This window comes from Pseudomonas sp. IT-P258 (assembly GCF_949767825.1).
GTDB lineage: Bacteria > Pseudomonadota > Gammaproteobacteria > Pseudomonadales > Pseudomonadaceae > Aquipseudomonas > Aquipseudomonas monachiensis.
The window spans coordinates 13,036-30,365 of the sequence record NZ_CATKPU010000018.1 but is presented as its reverse complement, the minus strand read 5'-3'; the positions used below and the strand labels follow the sequence as shown (position 1 = coordinate 30,365).

The following is a 17,330-nucleotide window of genomic DNA, read 5'->3' as shown; positions in this document are numbered from 1 at the left end:
ATGGCACGGACCAACCCAAGGCATCAGAGCGTTACGTTGGCACTGGCGCCTGCATTTGGTCGAATCCCTGCCGTTGTCGCGTTGTTCATTGTTGCCGAGCAAACGCCTGTTTGAGAGCTGATGCAGAGTTTTCTGGCGCAAAGGGGAGCTTTTCAAGATAATCCGCCTTGTATTTGACGTCATGAGTTTGACGAGTCGAGGCAAAACCGTTCCTGGGAGACCGAATGCACAACGACGGGAATGTAGTGCCTTTGCACAAGGCAACTACCGACCAGGTGGCTCACTCGCCACTCGCCCGCCTGCCGGCGATTCTTCTCCAGGTTCGCGACAAGGCCGCGCAACAGCTGCGGCACGGATTGCAGGCGTTGTTCGATAACGCCGACGACACCCTCTTCGAAATGGCCGACCGCGCCCACTGTGACGTCGAACAGAACATCTTCTTTCAAGCGATGCGCGATTTGCGCCTCAAGCGCAAAAGCATCGAACGGGTTTTTCTCGAACAGTTTTTCGCCGCGTTTATCCGTCTCGCCCAATACGAAAGCGTGCTTGCGGCTTTGCCCCAGACCCTGGATACCAATACCTCGACGGTGCAACCCGATGACGAGCGCGAGCGCACGGTCGCAGTGCAAGCGATGGTCAACCGAGTGCTGGACCGCGACGGTTTCGCCTTGGACCAACTGACGGCCCGGCTCTGTGCCTTGTTGGGCAAGGAGCCGGGCGATCTGCACAATCCCCTGGGTCCGGCGATGTTCTGCGAGTACTTTTTGCAAGCCGCACGCCAGTTGGGGCTGGAGATCAAGGTCAAGCTGATCATCCTCACTTTGTTTGAGCGCTATGTCCTCAGCGAGGTCGATCAGCTTTACGCAGAAGCCAATCAGTTGCTGCTCGCCATCGGTGTGTTGCCCGACCTGAAACCGGCCCCGGTGCGTCGCACCACGGACCGACCTGACCAAAGCGTCACGGGCGGACTGACCGACGAGGGCCCCGATCCGATTTCCACGCGAGATCTGTTGCGCCTGCTTTCGCACTTGCAGCAATACGTGCCGGCACCGGCGGCCGTCGATGATTTCGATCTGCGCAATCAACTCGAACTGTTGTTGACCCGGGTCAGCGTCAAAAGCGGCAGGTCGCGGGTTTTCGGGGAGGCCGATGAGGATGTGATCAACCTGGTTGCCCTGCTTTTCGAATGCATGCTCGATGATCGCAACCTGCCGGACTCCCTCAAGGCGCTGGTCGGCCGAGTGCAGATTCCACTGGTCAAGGTGGCGCTGCTCGACAAGAGCTTCTTCAGCCGCAGCAGTCATCCGGCGCGACGTCTGCTCAACGAAATCGCCAACGCGGCCATGGAGCGGGGAGCCTGTGACGATCATGAGCGTGACAGCCTGTACGTGCGCATCGACCAGGTCGTACAGCGCCTGTTGAATGACTTTGTCGATGACCCGGCGATATTTTCCGAATTGCTGGCTGATTTTCTCGCGGTTACCCAGGACGAGCGAAGCCGCATTGACCTGGCCCCGGAGCTGCGCAACGGCGTGGCGCGAATGCTTGACGATACCTTGCTGTTCGAGCGTGCACTGGAGTCGGTGATCGGCAACCTAAAGCGTCTCAATCGCGGCAAGTGATCGCGCCCCGGGGGATTATCGCGGCATACTGTGCCAATACTGTCGACATTGAAGGAATCGGTATGCAGTTGGACCCCGCGAGCGGTTGGATTCAGGGTGCGCATGTCTGCCCCTCACCCAACTTCAATGCGCGCCCCACAGGCGAAATTTCCCTGCTGGTGATCCATAACATCAGCCTGCCGCCGGCGCAGTTCGCCACCGGCAAGGTGCAGGAGTTTTTCCAGAATCGTCTGGATGTCACCGAACACCCCTATTTTGAAGGGATCGCGGATTTGCGGGTGTCGGCGCATTTTCTGATCGAGCGAGACGGTACTGTCACCCAGTTTGTTTCGTGCCTTGAGCGTGCGTGGCATGCGGGTGTCTCGTGCTTCGAGGGGCGGGAAACCTGTAACGATTTTTCCGTGGGCATCGAGCTCGAAGGCACGGATGATCTTCCGTTCACCGACGCGCAATACAGCGCGTTGACAGCCCTGACCCGCCAGTTGCAACAGGCGTTCACGGCAATCACCACAGAGCGCATCTGCGGGCACAGCGACATTGCACCGGGGCGCAAAACCGATCCAGGGCCGGCGTTCGACTGGGCACGCTATCGTGCCGCCCTGGCACAAGAGGAAGGACGATGAGTTTTCTGGTGTTGCTGTTGGCGGTGTGGATCGAGAAGTTCTCGGCCCTGCGCCATCGGGTTCAGCGTGACAATGGCTGGACACACGAGCTGAACAAGCTTGAAGCCAGCCCGCGACTTTCGAACCGACCATGGCTGGTGCTGGCGGCACTGGTCTTGTTGCCGGTGGCGTTGCTGGCTTTGCTGCTGGTTGTCATCGAGCCGGTGGCCTATGGGTTGTTGGCGTTGCCAATTCATTTGCTGGTGGTGATCTACAGCCTGGGGCGCGGTGATCTGCTGGGCGATCTCGGGCCGTTCCGCGATGCCTGGCGTCGGGAGGACCTGCAAGCGGCGGCCCATGTCGCCAAGCGCGACCTGGATATCTGCGCAGACAATGGTGAACAGCTACTGGAACAGGTCGAAGGGCATTTGCTGTGGGAGGCCTACCAGAGCTTTTTCGCGGTGATTTTCTGGTACTTCCTGTTGGGTCCGGTCGCGGCGCTGAGTTATCGCCTGCTGGCGCTGGCCGAAGAGCACGGGAAAACCCCGGCGGTGGTCGAGCGCGCCGGGCAACTGCGTCACGCCTTCGACTGGTTGCCGGTGCGCCTTCTGGCGGCGAGCCTGGCGTTGGTCGGCAATTTTGTCGCGGTCAGTCGGGTCATGCTGCATGAGCTGCTGAACTGGAATATCAGCGCCGCGCAATTGATCGTGAAAGTCGGGCTGGTGGCCGGTGAAATTCCGGCGCCGGTGGCTGGCGTGGAAGGTATCAACAATCTGGACCGTATCTGGGCGCTGCTGCTACGTGCGGCGGTGCTCTGGTATGCCGGGTTTGCGTTGTGGACGGTCCTGCATTAGTCCGGCAGTCAGAGCCATTGTGGCGAGGGAGCTTGCTCCCGCTGGGCGACGCAGTCGCCCCCCATTCAATTCAACAACGACTGCTGCGCAGCCGGACGGGAGCAAGCTCCCTCGCCACGGGGGCGATCACTTGTCCGAAGTGTTTCGCCCTGTCGTTAACCTTAAGTTACAAAACCTCCTGCCGATTTAAGTTATACAGAGATAGCGTCGAATAGTGGCTATCTGCCGTCTGTCTGCGCCTGCCAATAAAAAAAATAAGAAATTGAAGGGAGACATCCAGTGAAGAGCTTGCTCTATCCCGCTGTCGCACTGATGAACCGCCTGAGCTTCGGCATGAAGTTCAGCCTGATCAGCGTACTGTTCCTGGTGCCGATGCTGGTGACCAACTTCTATCTGGTGCGTGACTCCTACCGCGAATTCCAGGGCACGCGCATCGAACTGCAAAGTCTCGACCTGTTGGGCAGCAGCCTGGCGTTGCGGCGTGATCTGGAAACCCTGAACAACCTGGTTCAGATCAATGTCAGCCTCGGCCAATCCGGCAAGGCCGGCAATGTCGAATCGAAGATCAGCGCCCTTGAGCAGAGTATTCTGACTCGCCTGCAAGGGCTGGCGGCGATGACCAGCGACCCGGAGCAGGTCGCGGTGTTTGATGGCAAACGCGATGAAATGATCGCCGCGTTCAAGGCCCAGCAAACGGAAAACTCCCTGCAAAGCAAAAGTGCCCTGATCGGCAAGCTGGTGGGCAGCGCGCAGATTTTCAGCCAGCTCATCACTAATCAGTCCGGCCTCAGTCGCGACAACCAGAGCGACATGCGCCAGTTGAGTGAGCTCGTCACCCTCGTCACGCCACGAGTCACCCAGCTCCTGGGCGAAGGTCGGGCAATGGGGTCTTACTCGTTGGGGCAGGGGTTCATCAACTCGGCTTCGAGTACCCGTTTCGATGAGTTGCTGGCGCAGATTGAAAAGCTCCAGGCCGAGTATGGCCTGAAGTTGCAGGATGCCCTGGGTTCCAGCAAAGCCGCACGCGATAACCTGGCCGCTCAGGCCGATAGCAGCCGGGCATCCTTGAAGAAAGCCAGCGAGCTGTTCGAAGAACAAGTGGTCATGGCCGATACCCTCGACGCGCCGTGGCAGGGTTTTTACGATCAGGTCAGCGCCCTGATGGACCAGACCTACCAACTCAACGAAGCCACCCTGAAGTATCTGGGCCCGCAGTTGCAGCAACGCCTGGAGCAGAACCGCACGCACATGGTCTTGCAGGCCGTGGCGCTGTCAGTCGTGTTTGTGTTGATCTTTTATCTCTACGGCGCGTTCTACGTCTCGACCCGCACCACGCTCAAGCGCCTGGGCGCGGTGATGGACAAGGTGGCGGCCGGCGATATGACCGTGACCTTCAGCGCCCATAGCCGTGATGAGCTGGGGGAGTTGGGCGAGGTGTTCAACGGCACCGTGAAAAAAATCCATGACCTGATCGAGCGGGTGGGGCAGACCGTCAGTGAAGTCGAGCGTCAGGCCGGGCAAGTGGAAAGCGTTTCCGCGCAAAGCAACCAGGCCGTCGCCGGGCAGCGCACGCAGATCGAACAAGTGGCCACGGCCATGAACCAGATGTCGGCCACATCCCAGGAGGTCGCGCGCAGTGCCGCCGCGGCAGTGAGCAGTGCCCACAGTGTCAACGATGAAACCATCAGTGGCCGCGGCCTGGTGGAGTCGCAACAAGGCAGCATTGCCGCGCTGGCCAACGAGATCGATCAATCGGTACTGGTGATCAACCAACTGGCCAGCGACAGCCAGTCCATCAGCCGCGTGCTCGAAGTGATCAAGAGTATCGCCGAGCAGACCAACCTGCTGGCGCTCAATGCCGCCATCGAGGCGGCACGGGCCGGCGAGCAGGGGCGTGGTTTCGCCGTGGTAGCCGATGAAGTCCGGACCCTGGCCAAACGAACCCAGCAATCGACCGAAGAAATCGAGCAGATGATCGCCAGGCTCCATGGCGGTGTCGGCGCGGCGGTCAAGGCCATGGGCACCAGCCATGAAATGGCCAGCGGCACGGTCGGGCAGTCGGAGAAGGTCCAGCGGGCGCTGGAAAACATCCTGGGCGCGGTCGGCATGATCGTCGACCAGAACCAGCAGATTGCCGCGGCCGTGGAGCAGCAAACAGCCGTGGCCCACGACATCGACCAGAACATCGTCGAGATCAATCGCGCCGGAGAGCGTACCGCTGAAGGCGCACATCAGACCGAAGATGCCAGCCGGGCGTTGTCGGCCCAGGTCGTGGAGTTGAAGCAGTTGATCAGCGCATTCCGGGTCTGAAATTCTCCTCGGTACCCTGTGGGAGCGGGCAGTCATGACCAGTTAAACAACTCGCAGGCATTGGCCGTACTGGCCGCGGCCAATTGCTCGGGGCTGATTGCCATGATGTCGGCCAGTGCCGCGCAGATCGCTGGCAGGTGTGCGGGGCTGTTGCGCTGGCCGGGGAACATGGCAGGGGCCATGTCCGGCGAGTCGGTTTCCAGCACCACAGAATCCAGTGGCAGCTCGGCGAGCACGCGGTGCATGCGCAGCGCCTGCGGCCAGGTCGCGGCACCGCCGAGGCCCAGTTTGAAGCCAAGCTTGATGTATTCCCGGGCTTCTTCCTTGCTGCCGGCAAAGGCGTGGATGATGCCGGCCCGTTTCAGGCGAAACCGTTTGAGCGTGGCAATCACCGCCGCATGGCTACGCCGCACATGGATCAAGGCCGGAAGGTCGAAATCCGCCGCCAATTGCAATTGCGCCTCGAACAACGCCTGCTGGCCGTCGCGGTCCAGGGTTTCGATGAAGTAGTCCAGGCCGATCTCGCCGACCGCACACAGTTGCCGATGGCCGGCCAGGCGAGTCAGCCAGTCGCCGAGTTCGCTCAGGTGTTCCGGTTGATGATCGTCCAGGTACACCGGGTGCAATCCGAACGCGGCGTGCAGGTCGGGGTCACTCTGCACCAACTCCCAGACCCGCTGCCAATTGGCCTGATAAACCCCCAGCACCACCATCCGCCGCACTCCGAGGGCGCGGCTTTCGGCCAGCAGGGCCTGACGGTCGGCGTCGAAGTCTGGAAAGTCCAGATGGGTGTGGGTGTCGATCAGCTCCACGGTTCAGTCCTGGCGAATACGCTGCTTGAACGTGCGCGCGATGGCTTGCACGCCGGGCCGGTAATCCGACTGCTCGACGGCTGCCAGGGCCAGCGCGAGGGCCATGTCGGCGATCAGCTGGTGTTGCTGGGCCATGGCGTTGACCGGCAGCGGCAGGAAGTCCAGCAACTGGGTGTCGCCGAACGTGCCGAGGCGCAGCGGGCGGTTTTTCAGCGGGAAGTCGTGCAGCGCATCGAACACACCCTGAAGCAGCACGTAGGATGTGGTCACCAGGGCATCGGGCAAATGGCCCAGGCGCTGCAGCAACTCTTCCATCAATTGTTTACCGCACTCGCGGCTGAAGGACTCACCTTCTTCGATCAGCACCTCACCGTTGAACCCGGCGAGCGCCTCTTTGAAGCCGGCGGAGCGTTCCTGACTGATGCTGAGCTCCGGGCGGGCGCCGATCAGCGCGATCTGTTTGGGCAAGGGATCGAGCAGGCTGCGGGTCAGTTGCAGGCTGGCCTCGCGGTCGTCACTGATCACCGAGCAGAAATGCTCGGGTTCCATGACCCGGTCGATGGCGATGATCGGAATGCCCTTGGCCTGCAATTGGCGATAACTGTCGTCGCCGGCCGGCAGGCAGCTGGCAACGATCAGTGCGTCGCAGCGCCGGGCGCGGAACAGTTGCAGCAGTTGCCGTTCGCTGTCCGGTGCATCGTCGGAACTGGCGATCAGCAACTGATAACCCCGGGCCCGCGCACCTTGCTCCAGCAATTTGGCGATTCGCGCGTAACTGGGGTTTTCCAGATCCGGCAGAATGAACCCCAATGTGCGGGTGTGCCGGCTGCGCAAACCGGCAGCCTGTGGGTTAGGCGTGAAGCCATGTTGTTCGACGACCGCGCGCACGCGTTCGACGGTAGCGCTGCTGATGCGCTGTTGTTCGGCCTTGCCATTGATGACATAGCTGGCGGTGGTGACGGACACACCGGCCAACTGGGCGATATCACTGAGTTTCAACCCGCTGTTTCCTTGTTTTTTCGAGATTGCCTCGACATTTTCGTCAATCCTAACCGATTAAGGCAGGCGACCATTGTCGCAACGCATCCGACAAGTTGGACTTCAAGGATGGGCCAATATCGAGTAACGTGCCAATCGAACTAGATTAAACGTTTCAGCAGGCGTATTTTCTACGTTTTAGGCGCCTTTGGCCGGTTCTGCCGTGAAACCGCCAAAAGCGATGACCAAGCGCCTAAGCTGACTCATTCAAAACAATACCTGGTGCCCCAAGGCGCCAAAAAGGAGAAAGCATGCTCGAGCTCACTGTAGAGCAGATTTCCATAGGCCAATCGGCTGTGGATAAGTCCGCAGCGCTGCAATTGCTGGCCCGGCATCTGGTCGCCGACGGCCTGGTTGCCGAGGGGTATCTCGCCGGTTTGCAGGCACGGGAAGCCCAGGGCTCGACCTTTCTCGGTCAAGGTATTGCCATCCCCCACGGTACGCCCGAAACCCGCGACCTGGTGTTCACCACCGGTGTGCGCCTGATGCAGTTTCCCGATGGCGTGGACTGGGGCGACGGTCATATCGTTTACCTGGCGATCGGTATCGCCGCCAAATCCGATGAGCATCTGCATCTTTTGCAATTGCTCACCCGCGCCCTCGGCGAGACTGATCTGGGCCAGGCCCTGCGTCGCGCCGGTTCCGCCGAAGCCTTGCTGAAGTTGCTCCAAGGCGCGCCGCAGGAGTTGGCGCTGGATGCGCAGATGATCGGCCTCGGTGTGGCGGCTGAAGATTTCGAAGAGCTGGTCTGGCGCGGCGCACGCTTGTTGCGGCAGGCCGACTGCGTGAGCAACGGTTTCTCCGCCGTGTTGCAACAGGTCGAAGCGCTGCCCCTGGGCGATGGCCTGTGGTGGCTGCACAGCGAGCAGACGGTGAAGCGTCCGGGCCTGGCCTTCGTCACCCCGGACAGACCGCTGCGCTATCTCGGCCAGCCACTCAATGGACTGTTCTGCCTGGCCAGTCTCGGTGAGGCCCATCAAGCCCTGCTCGAACGCCTGTGCGCGTTGTTGATCGAAGGACGTGGCCATGAGTTGGGCCGCGCCACCAGCAGCCGCAAAGTCCTCGAAGTGCTCGGTGGTGAAGTGCCCGCCGACTGGCCCAGCGCACGAATTGCATTGGCCAACGCCCACGGTCTGCATGCGCGGCCGGCGAAAATCCTCGCGCAACTGGCAAAGAGTTTTGAAGGTGACATCCGCGTGCGCATCGTCGATGGCCACGACAGCGCGGTATCGGTAAAGAGCTTGAGCAAGTTGCTCAGCCTCGGCGCCCGTCGGGGGCAGGTCCTGGAAATCATCGCCGAACCGGGCATCGCGGCGGATGCGTTGCCGGCCTTGTTGGCCGCCATCGAAGAAGGCCTCGGTGAGGAAATCGAACCGCTGCCGCCGGTAAGCCAGGTGCACGAAGTGGTTGCCGATATGGCTGAAGTGGTCCTCGCCCCGATATCCGGCAGCGTGGTTCAGGCGATTGCCGCCGCTCCAGGGATCGCTATCGGCCCGGCGCATATTCAAGTGCTGCAAACCATCGATTACCCGTTGCGTGGCGAATCCGCCGGTATCGAGCGTGAGCGTCTCCAGCAAGCCCTGGCACAGGTACGCCGTGACATCCAGGGCCTGATCGAGCGCAGCAAGAGCAAAGCCATCCGCGAAATCTTCATCACCCACCAGGAGATGCTCGACGATCCGGAATTGACTGATGAGGTCGATACGCGCCTCAAGCAGGGCGAAAGCGCCGAGGCGGCGTGGATGGCCGTGATTGAAGCGGCGGCCCGGCAGCAGGAAGCATTGCAGGATGCCTTGCTCGCCGAGCGAGCGGCCGACTTGCGCGACATCGGACGCCGGGTGTTGATGCAACTCAGCGGCATCGAAACCCCGAGTGAACCGGACCAACCGTACATTCTGGTGATGGACGAGGTCGGCCCGTCCGACGTCGCGCGTCTGGACCCCGCTCGCGTGGCGGGGATCCTCACCGCCCGGGGTGGCGCTACTGCGCACAGTGCGATTGTCGCCCGGGCGCTGGGCATTCCGGCGCTGGTCGGCGCTGGCCCCGGCGTGTTGCTGCTGGCGCCGGGCACGCCGTTGCTGCTCGATGGCCAGCGTGGTCGCCTGCATGTGGACGCTGACCCGGCGACCTTGCAGCGCGCCACGGTCGAACGCGATACCCGCGAGCAGCGCTTGAAGGCGGCTGCGGAACGGCGTCATCAACCGGCGCTGACCACCGATGGCCACGCCGTCGAAGTGTTCGCCAACATTGGTGAAAGCGCTGGCGTGACCGGCGCGGTGGAGCAGGGCGCCGAAGGCATCGGCCTGTTGCGCACCGAACTGATTTTCATGGCCCACCCGCAAGCGCCCGACGAGGCGACCCAGGAAATCGAGTACCGCCGCGTCCTCGACGGTCTGGCCGGGCGACCGCTGGTGGTGCGCACCCTCGATGTCGGTGGCGACAAACCGCTGCCGTACTGGCCGATTGCGAAGGAAGAGAACCCCTTCCTCGGCGTGCGCGGCATTCGCCTGACCCTGCAGCGCCCGCAGATCATGGAAGCGCAACTGCGCGCCTTGCTGCGGGCTGCCGATAACCGTGCGCTGCGGATCATGTTCCCGATGGTGGGCAGCGTCGACGAGTGGCGCCAGGCCCGTGACATGACCGAACGCCTGCGCCGGGAAATCCCGGTCGCCGACCTGCAATTGGGGATCATGATCGAAGTGCCGTCGGCGGCATTGCTGGCGCCGGTGCTGGCCCGGGAGGTCGACTTTTTCAGCGTCGGTACCAACGACCTGACCCAATACACCCTGGCCATCGACCGTGGCCATCCGACGCTGTCGGCCCAGGCCGATGGCTTGCATCCGGCGGTGCTGCAACTGATCGACATCACCGTGCGCGCGGCCCATGCCCACGGCAAATGGGTCGGTGTATGCGGTGAGCTGGCGGCCGACCCGCTGGCAGTACCGGTGCTGGTCGGCCTCGGGGTGGATGAACTCAGCGTCGGGGCGCGCAGCATTGCCGAAGTCAAGGCGCGGATTCGCGAACTGGACTTCACTCAGACTCAAACCCTTGCCCGACAGGCCCTGGCCGTGGGCAGCGCCAATGAAGTGCGCGCATTAGTGGAGGCCCTGTAATGGCCCGGATTCTTACCCTGACCCTCAACCCGGCGCTGGACCTGACCGTCCAGTTGCCGCGCCTTGAAGCCGGCCAGGTCAACCGCAGCGATGTGATGCACACCCACGCCGCCGGCAAAGGCGTGAACGTGGCGCAAGTGCTGGCGGACCTCGGGCATCAGCTGACCGTCAGTGGCTTTCTTGGCGAAGACAACCTGCAAGCGTTCGAAACATTGTTCGCCAAACGCGGTTTTGTCGATGCCTTTATCCGTGTTCCGGGCGAGACCCGCAGCAATATCAAACTGGCGGAAAGCGAAGGGCGCATCACCGACATCAACGGGCCGGGGCCGCAGGTCAGCGAAGCGGCGCAGCAGGCCTTGATCGATCGACTGGAGCAGATTGCCCCGGGCCACGATGCGGTGGTTGTCGCCGGAAGCTTGCCATTGGGCGTCAGTGCTCAATGGTTGCAGGCGTTGATCTTGCGCTTGAAAAACCTGGGGCTGAACGTCGCCCTCGACACCAGCGGCGAGGCGCTGCGTGCAGCGCTGAAAGCGGGGCCGTGGCTGATCAAACCCAACACCGAAGAGCTGGCCGAGGTGCTGGACTGCGAGGTTGTGTCGGTCAGTGCCCAGGCCTTGGCGGCGGAGCGCTTGCACGCTCAGGGCATCGAGCATGTGGTGATTTCCCATGGTGCCGAGGGTGTGAACTGGTTCAGCGTCGGTTCGGCACTGCATGCCACGCCACCCAAGGTCAGCGTCGCCAGCACGGTGGGCGCGGGTGATTCGTTGCTGGCTGGGATGCTCCACGGTTTGCTCAGTGCCGATACGCCTGAGCAGACCTTACGCACCGCCACGGCGATTGCCGCGATGGCAGTGACCCAGATCGGATTCGGCATTGGCGACGCAGCGCAACTGGCGCAGCTCGAACAGGGTGTGCGCGTGCGTCCCCTGACAGAACAATAAGAGGGTTTGTCATGAAGTTAGCCATCGTTACGGCCTGCCCGAACGGCATGGTCACCAGTGTGCTGTGTGCCCGGCTGCTCGATGCCGCGGCCCAGCGCCAGGGCTGGAGCACCAGCGTCGAAGTCACCGATGCCGCGCATCCCGAAAAACAACTGTCGGCGGCCACCCTCGATGCGGCCGAGTGGGTACTGCTGGTGACCAGCGCGCCCGTGGACATGTCGCGGTTTGTCGGTAAGCGGCTGTTCCAGAGCACTCCGGCCCAGGCCCTGCAGGATGTGGAAGCCGTGCTGCAGCGAGGAGCGCAGGAGGCTCAGGTTTACGCCGCTGAAGTGTCCGTCGTCGAACCGGTGGCGGTCGTCGAGAACGCGCCGCGACTGGTGGCCGTCACCGCGTGCCCGACGGGTGTCGCTCACACGTTCATGGCCGCCGAGGCCTTGCAGCAAGCGGCCAAGCGCCTGGGCTATGACCTGCAGGTGGAAACCCAGGGGTCGGTCGGTGCGCGCAATCCGTTGAGCGCGCAAGCCATTGCCGAGGCCGATGTGGTGCTGCTGGCGGCCGATATCGAAGTCGCCACCGAGCGTTTCGCCGGTAAGAAAATCTATCGCTGCGGCACCGGCATTGCTCTCAAGCAAGCTGAAGCGACCTTGAAAAAAGCCCTGGCCGAAGGCCAGCAGGAAAGCGCTTCGAGCACCGCCAAGACAACGGCCAAACAAGAGAAGACGGGCGTCTATAAACACCTTCTGACCGGCGTGTCGTTCATGTTGCCGATGGTGGTGGCCGGCGGCTTGATGATCGCCTTGTCGTTCGTGTTCGGCATCACCGCATTCAAGGAAGAGGGCACGCTGGCGGCGGCGTTGATGCAGATCGGCGGCGACACTGCGTTCAAGCTGATGGTGCCTCTGTTGGCGGGTTATATCGCCTATTCCATTGCCGACCGTCCTGGCCTCGCGCCGGGGATGATCGGCGGTATGCTGGCGAGCACCCTGGGCGCCGGTTTCATCGGCGGGATCATCGCCGGTTTTCTGGCTGGTTATGCGGCCAAGGCGATCAACCGATATGCGCGGTTACCGCAAAGTCTCGAGGCGCTCAAGCCGATCCTGATCATTCCGCTGCTGGCGAGTCTGTTCACCGGTCTGGTGATGATCTACGTGGTCGGCAAGCCGGTGGCCGGGATGCTTGCCGGGCTTACGCATTTCCTCGACAGCATGGGCACCACAAATGCGATTCTGCTCGGTGTGCTGCTGGGCGGCATGATGTGCGTCGACCTCGGCGGGCCGATCAACAAGGCAGCCTATGCGTTCTCGGTGGGCTTGCTGGCGTCGCAGAGCTACGCGCCGATGGCGGCGACCATGGCGGCCGGCATGGTGCCGCCGATCGGTCTGGGCATCGCCACGTTCATTGCCCGGCGCAAGTTCGCCCAGACCGAGCGCGAAGCCGGTAAAGCGGCGCTGGTGCTGGGGCTGTGCTTCATCTCCGAAGGGGCGATTCCGTTTGCGGCCAAAGACCCGCTGCGGGTGATTCCGGCGAGCATCGCCGGCGGTGCGCTGACCGGTGCGTTGTCGATGTACTTCGGCTGCAAACTGATGGCGCCCCACGGTGGGTTGTTCGTGTTGGCGATCCCGAATGCGATCAACCATGCGCTGCTTTATTTGTTGGCGATTGTGGCGGGGAGCCTGTTGACGGCGGTGGTGTATGCGCTGGTGAAACGGCCGGAGACGGTGGAGTTGGCACTGGAGCCGGCCAGGGCCTGACACCATTAACTGTGGTGTTGGCGGGATCTGTGTCATGCCAGGGTCATAGGGCCATGCTTTAGTTTTTCCTTTTTCAGGGAGAACTCCATGAGCGATTTCAACCTCGGGCGCCGTCGTGTCATGCAAGCGGTCGGCGCCGGGCTGTTGTTGCCGGGGCTGGCGCCGGCGGTGATCGCTTCGGTCAAGGATCGGCCGCAACTCACCGACGGCGTGCAGTCCGGCGACCTGCTGGGCGACCGGGCGATCATCTGGAGCCGCTGTGACCGCCCCGCGCGGATGGTGGTGGAGTGGGACACCCGCAGCCTGTTTCCCAACCCTCGGCGATTCGTCTCGCCCCTGGCCGATGCACGCACCGATTTCACAGCCCGGGTCGAACTCACCGGGCTGCCCGCCGATCAGGCGATTTTCTATCGCGTGCAGTTCGAGGACGCCCAGAGCGGCGTTGCCAGCGAACCCTGGTTCGGTCACTTGCGCAGCGTGCCGCAAACCCGCCGTGACATCCGTTTCGTCTGGAGCGGCGACACCGTCGGCCAGGGCTTCGGCATCAACCCGGACATTGGCGGCATGCGCATCTACGAAGCAATGCGCCTGCGCCTGCCGGACTTTTTTATCCACAGCGGCGACACCATTTACGCCGACGGCCCGATCCCGGCGCAGCTCACCACGGAAGACGGCCGGGTATGGCGCAACATCACCACCGAAGCCAAGAGCAAAGTCGCCGAGACCCTCGATGAGTATCGCGGCAATTATCGCTACAACCTGATGGACGAAAACATCCGTCGCTTCAACGCCGAGGTCCCGCAGATCTGGCAGTGGGACGACCACGAAGTGGTGAACAACTGGTCGCCGGGCAAGCAGCTGGATGCGCGTTACCAGGACAAGGATATCCACAGCCTGGTGGGCCGCGCACGCCAGGCCTGGCTCGAATACGCGCCAATGCGCTTGCAGAGCGGCGATGGTGGCGGGCGGATCTATCGCAAGCTCGGTTACGGCCCGCTGCTCGATGTATTTGTACTCGACATGCGCAGTTATCGCGGTGCCAACGATGACAACCTGGGCGCTGAAAAACCCTTCCTCGGGCGTGAGCAACTGGACTGGCTCCAGCGCGAAATGCAGGCGTCGAATGCGCAATGGAAAGTCATCGCCGCCGACATGCCTATTGGCCTGGGCGTACCCGACGGCGAAGTCAGCCCCGGTGTCGCGCGCTGGGAAGCGGTGGCCAACGGTGACCCAGGCCCGGCCCAGGGGCGTGAACTGGAAATCGCTGAATTGCTCGGTTTCCTGCGGGCGCAGCAGGTGCGCAATTTCCTGTTTCTGACTGCGGATGTGCATTACTGCGCGGCCCATCATTACCACCCGGATCGGGCAGCGTTCCAGGATTTCGAACCGTTCTGGGAGTTCGTCGCCGGACCGTTGAATGCCGGTAGCTTCGGGCCTAATCCGCTGGATAAGACCTTCGGCCCCGAAGTGGTGTTCGAAAAGGCGCCGCCCGCGCAGAACGTCTCGCCGTTTGCCGGCTTTCAGTTTTTTGGCGAGGTGAATATCGATGGTCAGAGCGGGGAGTTGAGCGTGGTGTTGCGGGATCTGGACGGGGTGTCGGTTTTTGAGCAGAAGTTGCAGCCGGTTTGATGCACACCCAAGCCACTGTGGGAGCGAGCAGGCTTGCTCCCACAGTGGCTTGGGGGGTGTCAGTACACGTCGCGGCGGTAGCGGCCCTGTTCGATCAGGCGCTCCACTTCGTCGGCGCCCAGCACTTCGTTGAGTACCTGGTCCACGCCCGAAGCCATGCCTTGAAGGCTGCCGCAGATGTAGATCACCGCACCATCCTCCAGCCACGTCTTGAGCTCGGCTGCCGATTCACGCAGACGATCCTGTACGTAAATCTTTTCGGCCTGGTCGCGGGAAAATGCCAGGTCGAGACGCGCCAGGTCACCATTGATCAGCCACTCCTCCAGCTCCTTTCGGCACAGGTAGTCGTGCTCGCGATGGCGCTCGCCAAACAGCAGCCACTGACGTTGCTGACCATCGGCAATCCGGGCCTTGAGCAGGCTGCGCAACCCGGCCAGCCCCGTGCCATTGCCCAGCAGGATCATCGGCACCGGTTGGGCCGGCAGATGGAAACCACTGTTGCGCCGTACGCGCAGGCTGATGGCGCTGCCCACCGGCGCGTGTTCGGTCAGCCAGCCGGAACCGACACCGAGGTTGCCGTCGGCATGCACTTCCTGACGCACGATCAACTCCAGCACGCCATCGGCCGGGATCGACGCAATGGAGTACTCGCGCATGGCCAGCGGCACGAGGGCCTCTGCCAACGCTTGGGCGTGCAGGCCGACCAGGTGGGCGCGGTTCTCCGGCAATTGGCGGCTGGCCAGGGCCTGTTCGAGGGTTTCTTCCAGGCCGTTGAGTCGCACCTTGGTTTCACCGTGGATCCCCATGCCGTCGAGGAAGTGCTCGATGGCCCACGGGCAATTGCGCGGCATCACTTCCACCAGGTCGCCCGCCAGCCAGCTGCTGGTGGAAGGCGGCTTGAGGCCCAACAAGTACACCGGCGAACCGCTGCTGTCCGGGTTGAGCAGTTCACGATGCAGCAGGGTCCAGTTGTCGTAGCTGGGCGCTTGCCAGGTATCAACGGGGGCCTGGCCGGTCAACAGGCCCAGTTGCTGTTGCCAGTGGCGCAAGGCGTAAGGGTCACCGCTATCGACCTCCACCGGGGCGAACAGGGTCTTTGCACCCTGTTCGCCCAACCAGGCATGCAGGCGTTTGGCGAAACCGCAGAAGTGTTGATACTGCCGGTCGCCCAACCCAAGGACGGCATAATTCAGGCGTCCCAGGCTCGGTGCCCGGCCCAGTACCTTGCGCTCGAAACCGCGGGCGCTGTCCGGTGCTTCGCCGTCGCCGAAGGTGCTGACCACGAACAAGGCATTGTTCGATTCATGCAAGTCCTGCTCGCTGACGTCCGCCAACGGCTGCACTTTGACCGGCAAGCCTGCAGCCTGCAATTGCCCGGCGGTCTGCCACGCAAGTTGCTCGGCAAAACCACTTTGGCTGGCGAAGCCGATCAGCCACGCGGGCGCGTCGCTGGCGGTTTGCACCAGGTCTTTGCGTGCATCCTTGATCTTGCGTTTTTTGCGCCGACGATCCAGGTACAGCATCCAGCCGGTGATGAAGAACAGTGGCATGGTCAGTGAGGTGATGGTCAGGAGGATGCGCCCGACGATGCCGAAGTAACTGCCAACGTGCAGCGCATAGATGCTGGTCAGCAACTGCGCCTTGAGGCTCTTGTCACTGTAGCGATCCACCCGTTTGACCACACCGGTGGCCGGGTCGAGGGTGATCTGGTTCAGGGCGCGGTCGTGAGGTGAAGTTTTCAGCAGGAAGAACACGGTCGCCGGTTGACCGGCCACGGGCGGCATGCGCACGTTATAGGAACTGAGTTGCGGGCCGGCCGCGCTGTAGATGCTGCTCCACATCGCCGCGTAATCGGCCGTCGGTGCCGGACCGCTTGGCGCAGGCCCGCGTCCGCCGCGAACGCGTTCGCTCTGCGGTGAGTCGGAGAGCAAGCGGGTCAGTCCCTTGTTGTACCACTCGTAGGACCAGGACAACCCGGTCAGCGCCGCCAGGAGGTAAAACACCAGGCACCAGGTACCGGCCACCGAGTGCAGGTCCCAGTTGAAACTGCGGCCCTTTTTCTTCCAGTCCAGGGTCAGCCAGGCGCGCCAGCTTTTCCACTGGCGAGGCCAGCGCAGGTACAGGCCGGACAGGCAGAAGAACACCAGGATCAGCGTGCACGCGCCGGTGATCTGCCGACCCGTGTCGCCCATGGCGAGGAAGCGGTGCAGTTGCAGCATCAGGCCGAAGAAGCCCTGGCCGGAGGCATCGCCAAGGAGCTCGGCGGTGTACGGGTCGAAGTAGCGCATCTCGCCACGGCGCTCACCCGGCGGCGGGGTGAACCACACTTTGGCGGCGTTGCCGCTGTCGGTTTCCACCGTGAGCATCGAGACTTTTTTGCCCGACGCGGCTTCGATGTGCTCCACCAGTTCGACAGGCGGCAGCACACCGGCGACCTGTTTTTCGACCTGGAATACAGACGGGTTGAGTGTGCTCAGGATTTCATCCTGAAACGACACCGCCGCCCCGGTGATGCCCATAAGGGCCAGGACCAGCCCGGCGCTGATGCCGAAAAACCAGTGCAACTGGAACAGGGTTTTCTTCAACACGTCGCTCGCCTTGTTCGTTCAAGTTGATTCATCACGGCGCGCATTATGCCGTGGGGTTGTCGAGAAGCAT

The 17,330-nt window shown here is 62.4% G+C and carries 10 protein-coding genes and 1 pseudogene; 8 read left to right on the top strand and 3 right to left on the bottom strand.

The features are described 5' to 3' along the window. Positions 1-224 precede the first annotated feature (224 nt). From ACM6G4_RS06275 to ACM6G4_RS06260, 4 genes and pseudogenes are all read left to right on the top strand, one after another. Positions 225-1,511 (top strand): annotated as a pseudogene (locus ACM6G4_RS06275) (DUF1631 family protein); the annotation flags it as partial. Between the two features lie 173 nt (positions 1,512-1,684). Beyond that, on the top strand, positions 1,685-2,245 hold the full coding sequence (gene ampD, locus ACM6G4_RS06270) for a 1,6-anhydro-N-acetylmuramyl-L-alanine amidase AmpD (RefSeq protein WP_056728251.1): 561 nt from the start codon (positions 1,685-1,687) through the stop codon (positions 2,243-2,245). Then, a complete protein-coding gene (ampE, locus tag ACM6G4_RS06265; RefSeq protein ID WP_414913284.1) occupies positions 2,242-3,078 on the top strand; it encodes a regulatory signaling modulator protein AmpE in 837 nt (278 codons plus the stop codon). The genes ampD and ampE overlap by 4 nt, the downstream gene beginning before the upstream one ends. Positions 3,079-3,357: 279 nt before the next feature. Next, entirely contained in the window at positions 3,358-5,388 is a 2,031-nt protein-coding gene (locus ACM6G4_RS06260) for a methyl-accepting chemotaxis protein (protein WP_414913283.1), read from the top strand. A 32-nt stretch (positions 5,389-5,420) separates the two neighbouring features. Here the strand turns inward: ACM6G4_RS06260 and ACM6G4_RS06255 are convergent, their stop codons facing one another. Both ACM6G4_RS06255 and cra read right to left on the bottom strand, forming a co-directional pair. Beyond that, positions 5,421-6,200: a TatD family hydrolase gene (locus ACM6G4_RS06255; protein ID WP_056728257.1), complete on the bottom strand. Its 780-nt coding sequence runs from the start codon at positions 6,198-6,200 to the stop codon at positions 5,421-5,423. A gap of 3 nt (positions 6,201-6,203) precedes the next feature. Next, positions 6,204-7,199 carry a catabolite repressor/activator gene (gene cra, locus ACM6G4_RS06250; protein WP_414913282.1) on the bottom strand — a complete coding sequence of 332 codons (996 nt, stop codon included), beginning with the start codon at positions 7,197-7,199 and terminating at the stop codon, positions 6,204-6,206. Positions 7,200-7,489: 290 nt separating this feature from the next. Between cra and ptsP the strand changes: the two genes are divergently transcribed. The 4 genes from ptsP (at position 7,490) to ACM6G4_RS06230 (ending at position 14,672) form a co-directional block, all read left to right on the top strand. Then, positions 7,490-10,351 carry a phosphoenolpyruvate--protein phosphotransferase gene (gene ptsP / locus ACM6G4_RS06245; RefSeq protein ID WP_056728260.1) on the top strand — a complete coding sequence of 954 codons (2,862 nt, stop codon included), beginning with the start codon at positions 7,490-7,492 and terminating at the stop codon, positions 10,349-10,351. Next, complete coding sequence (pfkB, locus tag ACM6G4_RS06240; RefSeq protein WP_056728261.1) at positions 10,351-11,292, top strand: 1-phosphofructokinase; 942 nt, start codon at positions 10,351-10,353, stop codon at positions 11,290-11,292. The genes ptsP and pfkB overlap by 1 nt, the downstream gene beginning before the upstream one ends. Positions 11,293-11,303: 11 nt before the next feature. After that, a complete protein-coding gene (locus tag ACM6G4_RS06235) occupies positions 11,304-13,043 on the top strand; it encodes a PTS fructose-like transporter subunit IIB (RefSeq protein ID WP_056728262.1) in 1,740 nt (579 codons plus the stop codon). 87 nt (positions 13,044-13,130) lie between these two features. Further along, complete coding sequence (locus tag ACM6G4_RS06230; RefSeq protein ID WP_414913281.1) at positions 13,131-14,672, top strand: alkaline phosphatase D family protein; 1,542 nt, start codon at positions 13,131-13,133, stop codon at positions 14,670-14,672. 59 nt (positions 14,673-14,731) lie between these two features. Here ACM6G4_RS06230 and ACM6G4_RS06225 read toward each other — a convergent pair whose 3' ends face one another. Next, positions 14,732-17,260, bottom strand: a complete 2,529-nt coding sequence (locus ACM6G4_RS06225; RefSeq protein ID WP_414913280.1) for a PepSY domain-containing protein — start codon at positions 17,258-17,260, stop codon at positions 14,732-14,734. Positions 17,261-17,330 lie beyond the last annotated feature (70 nt).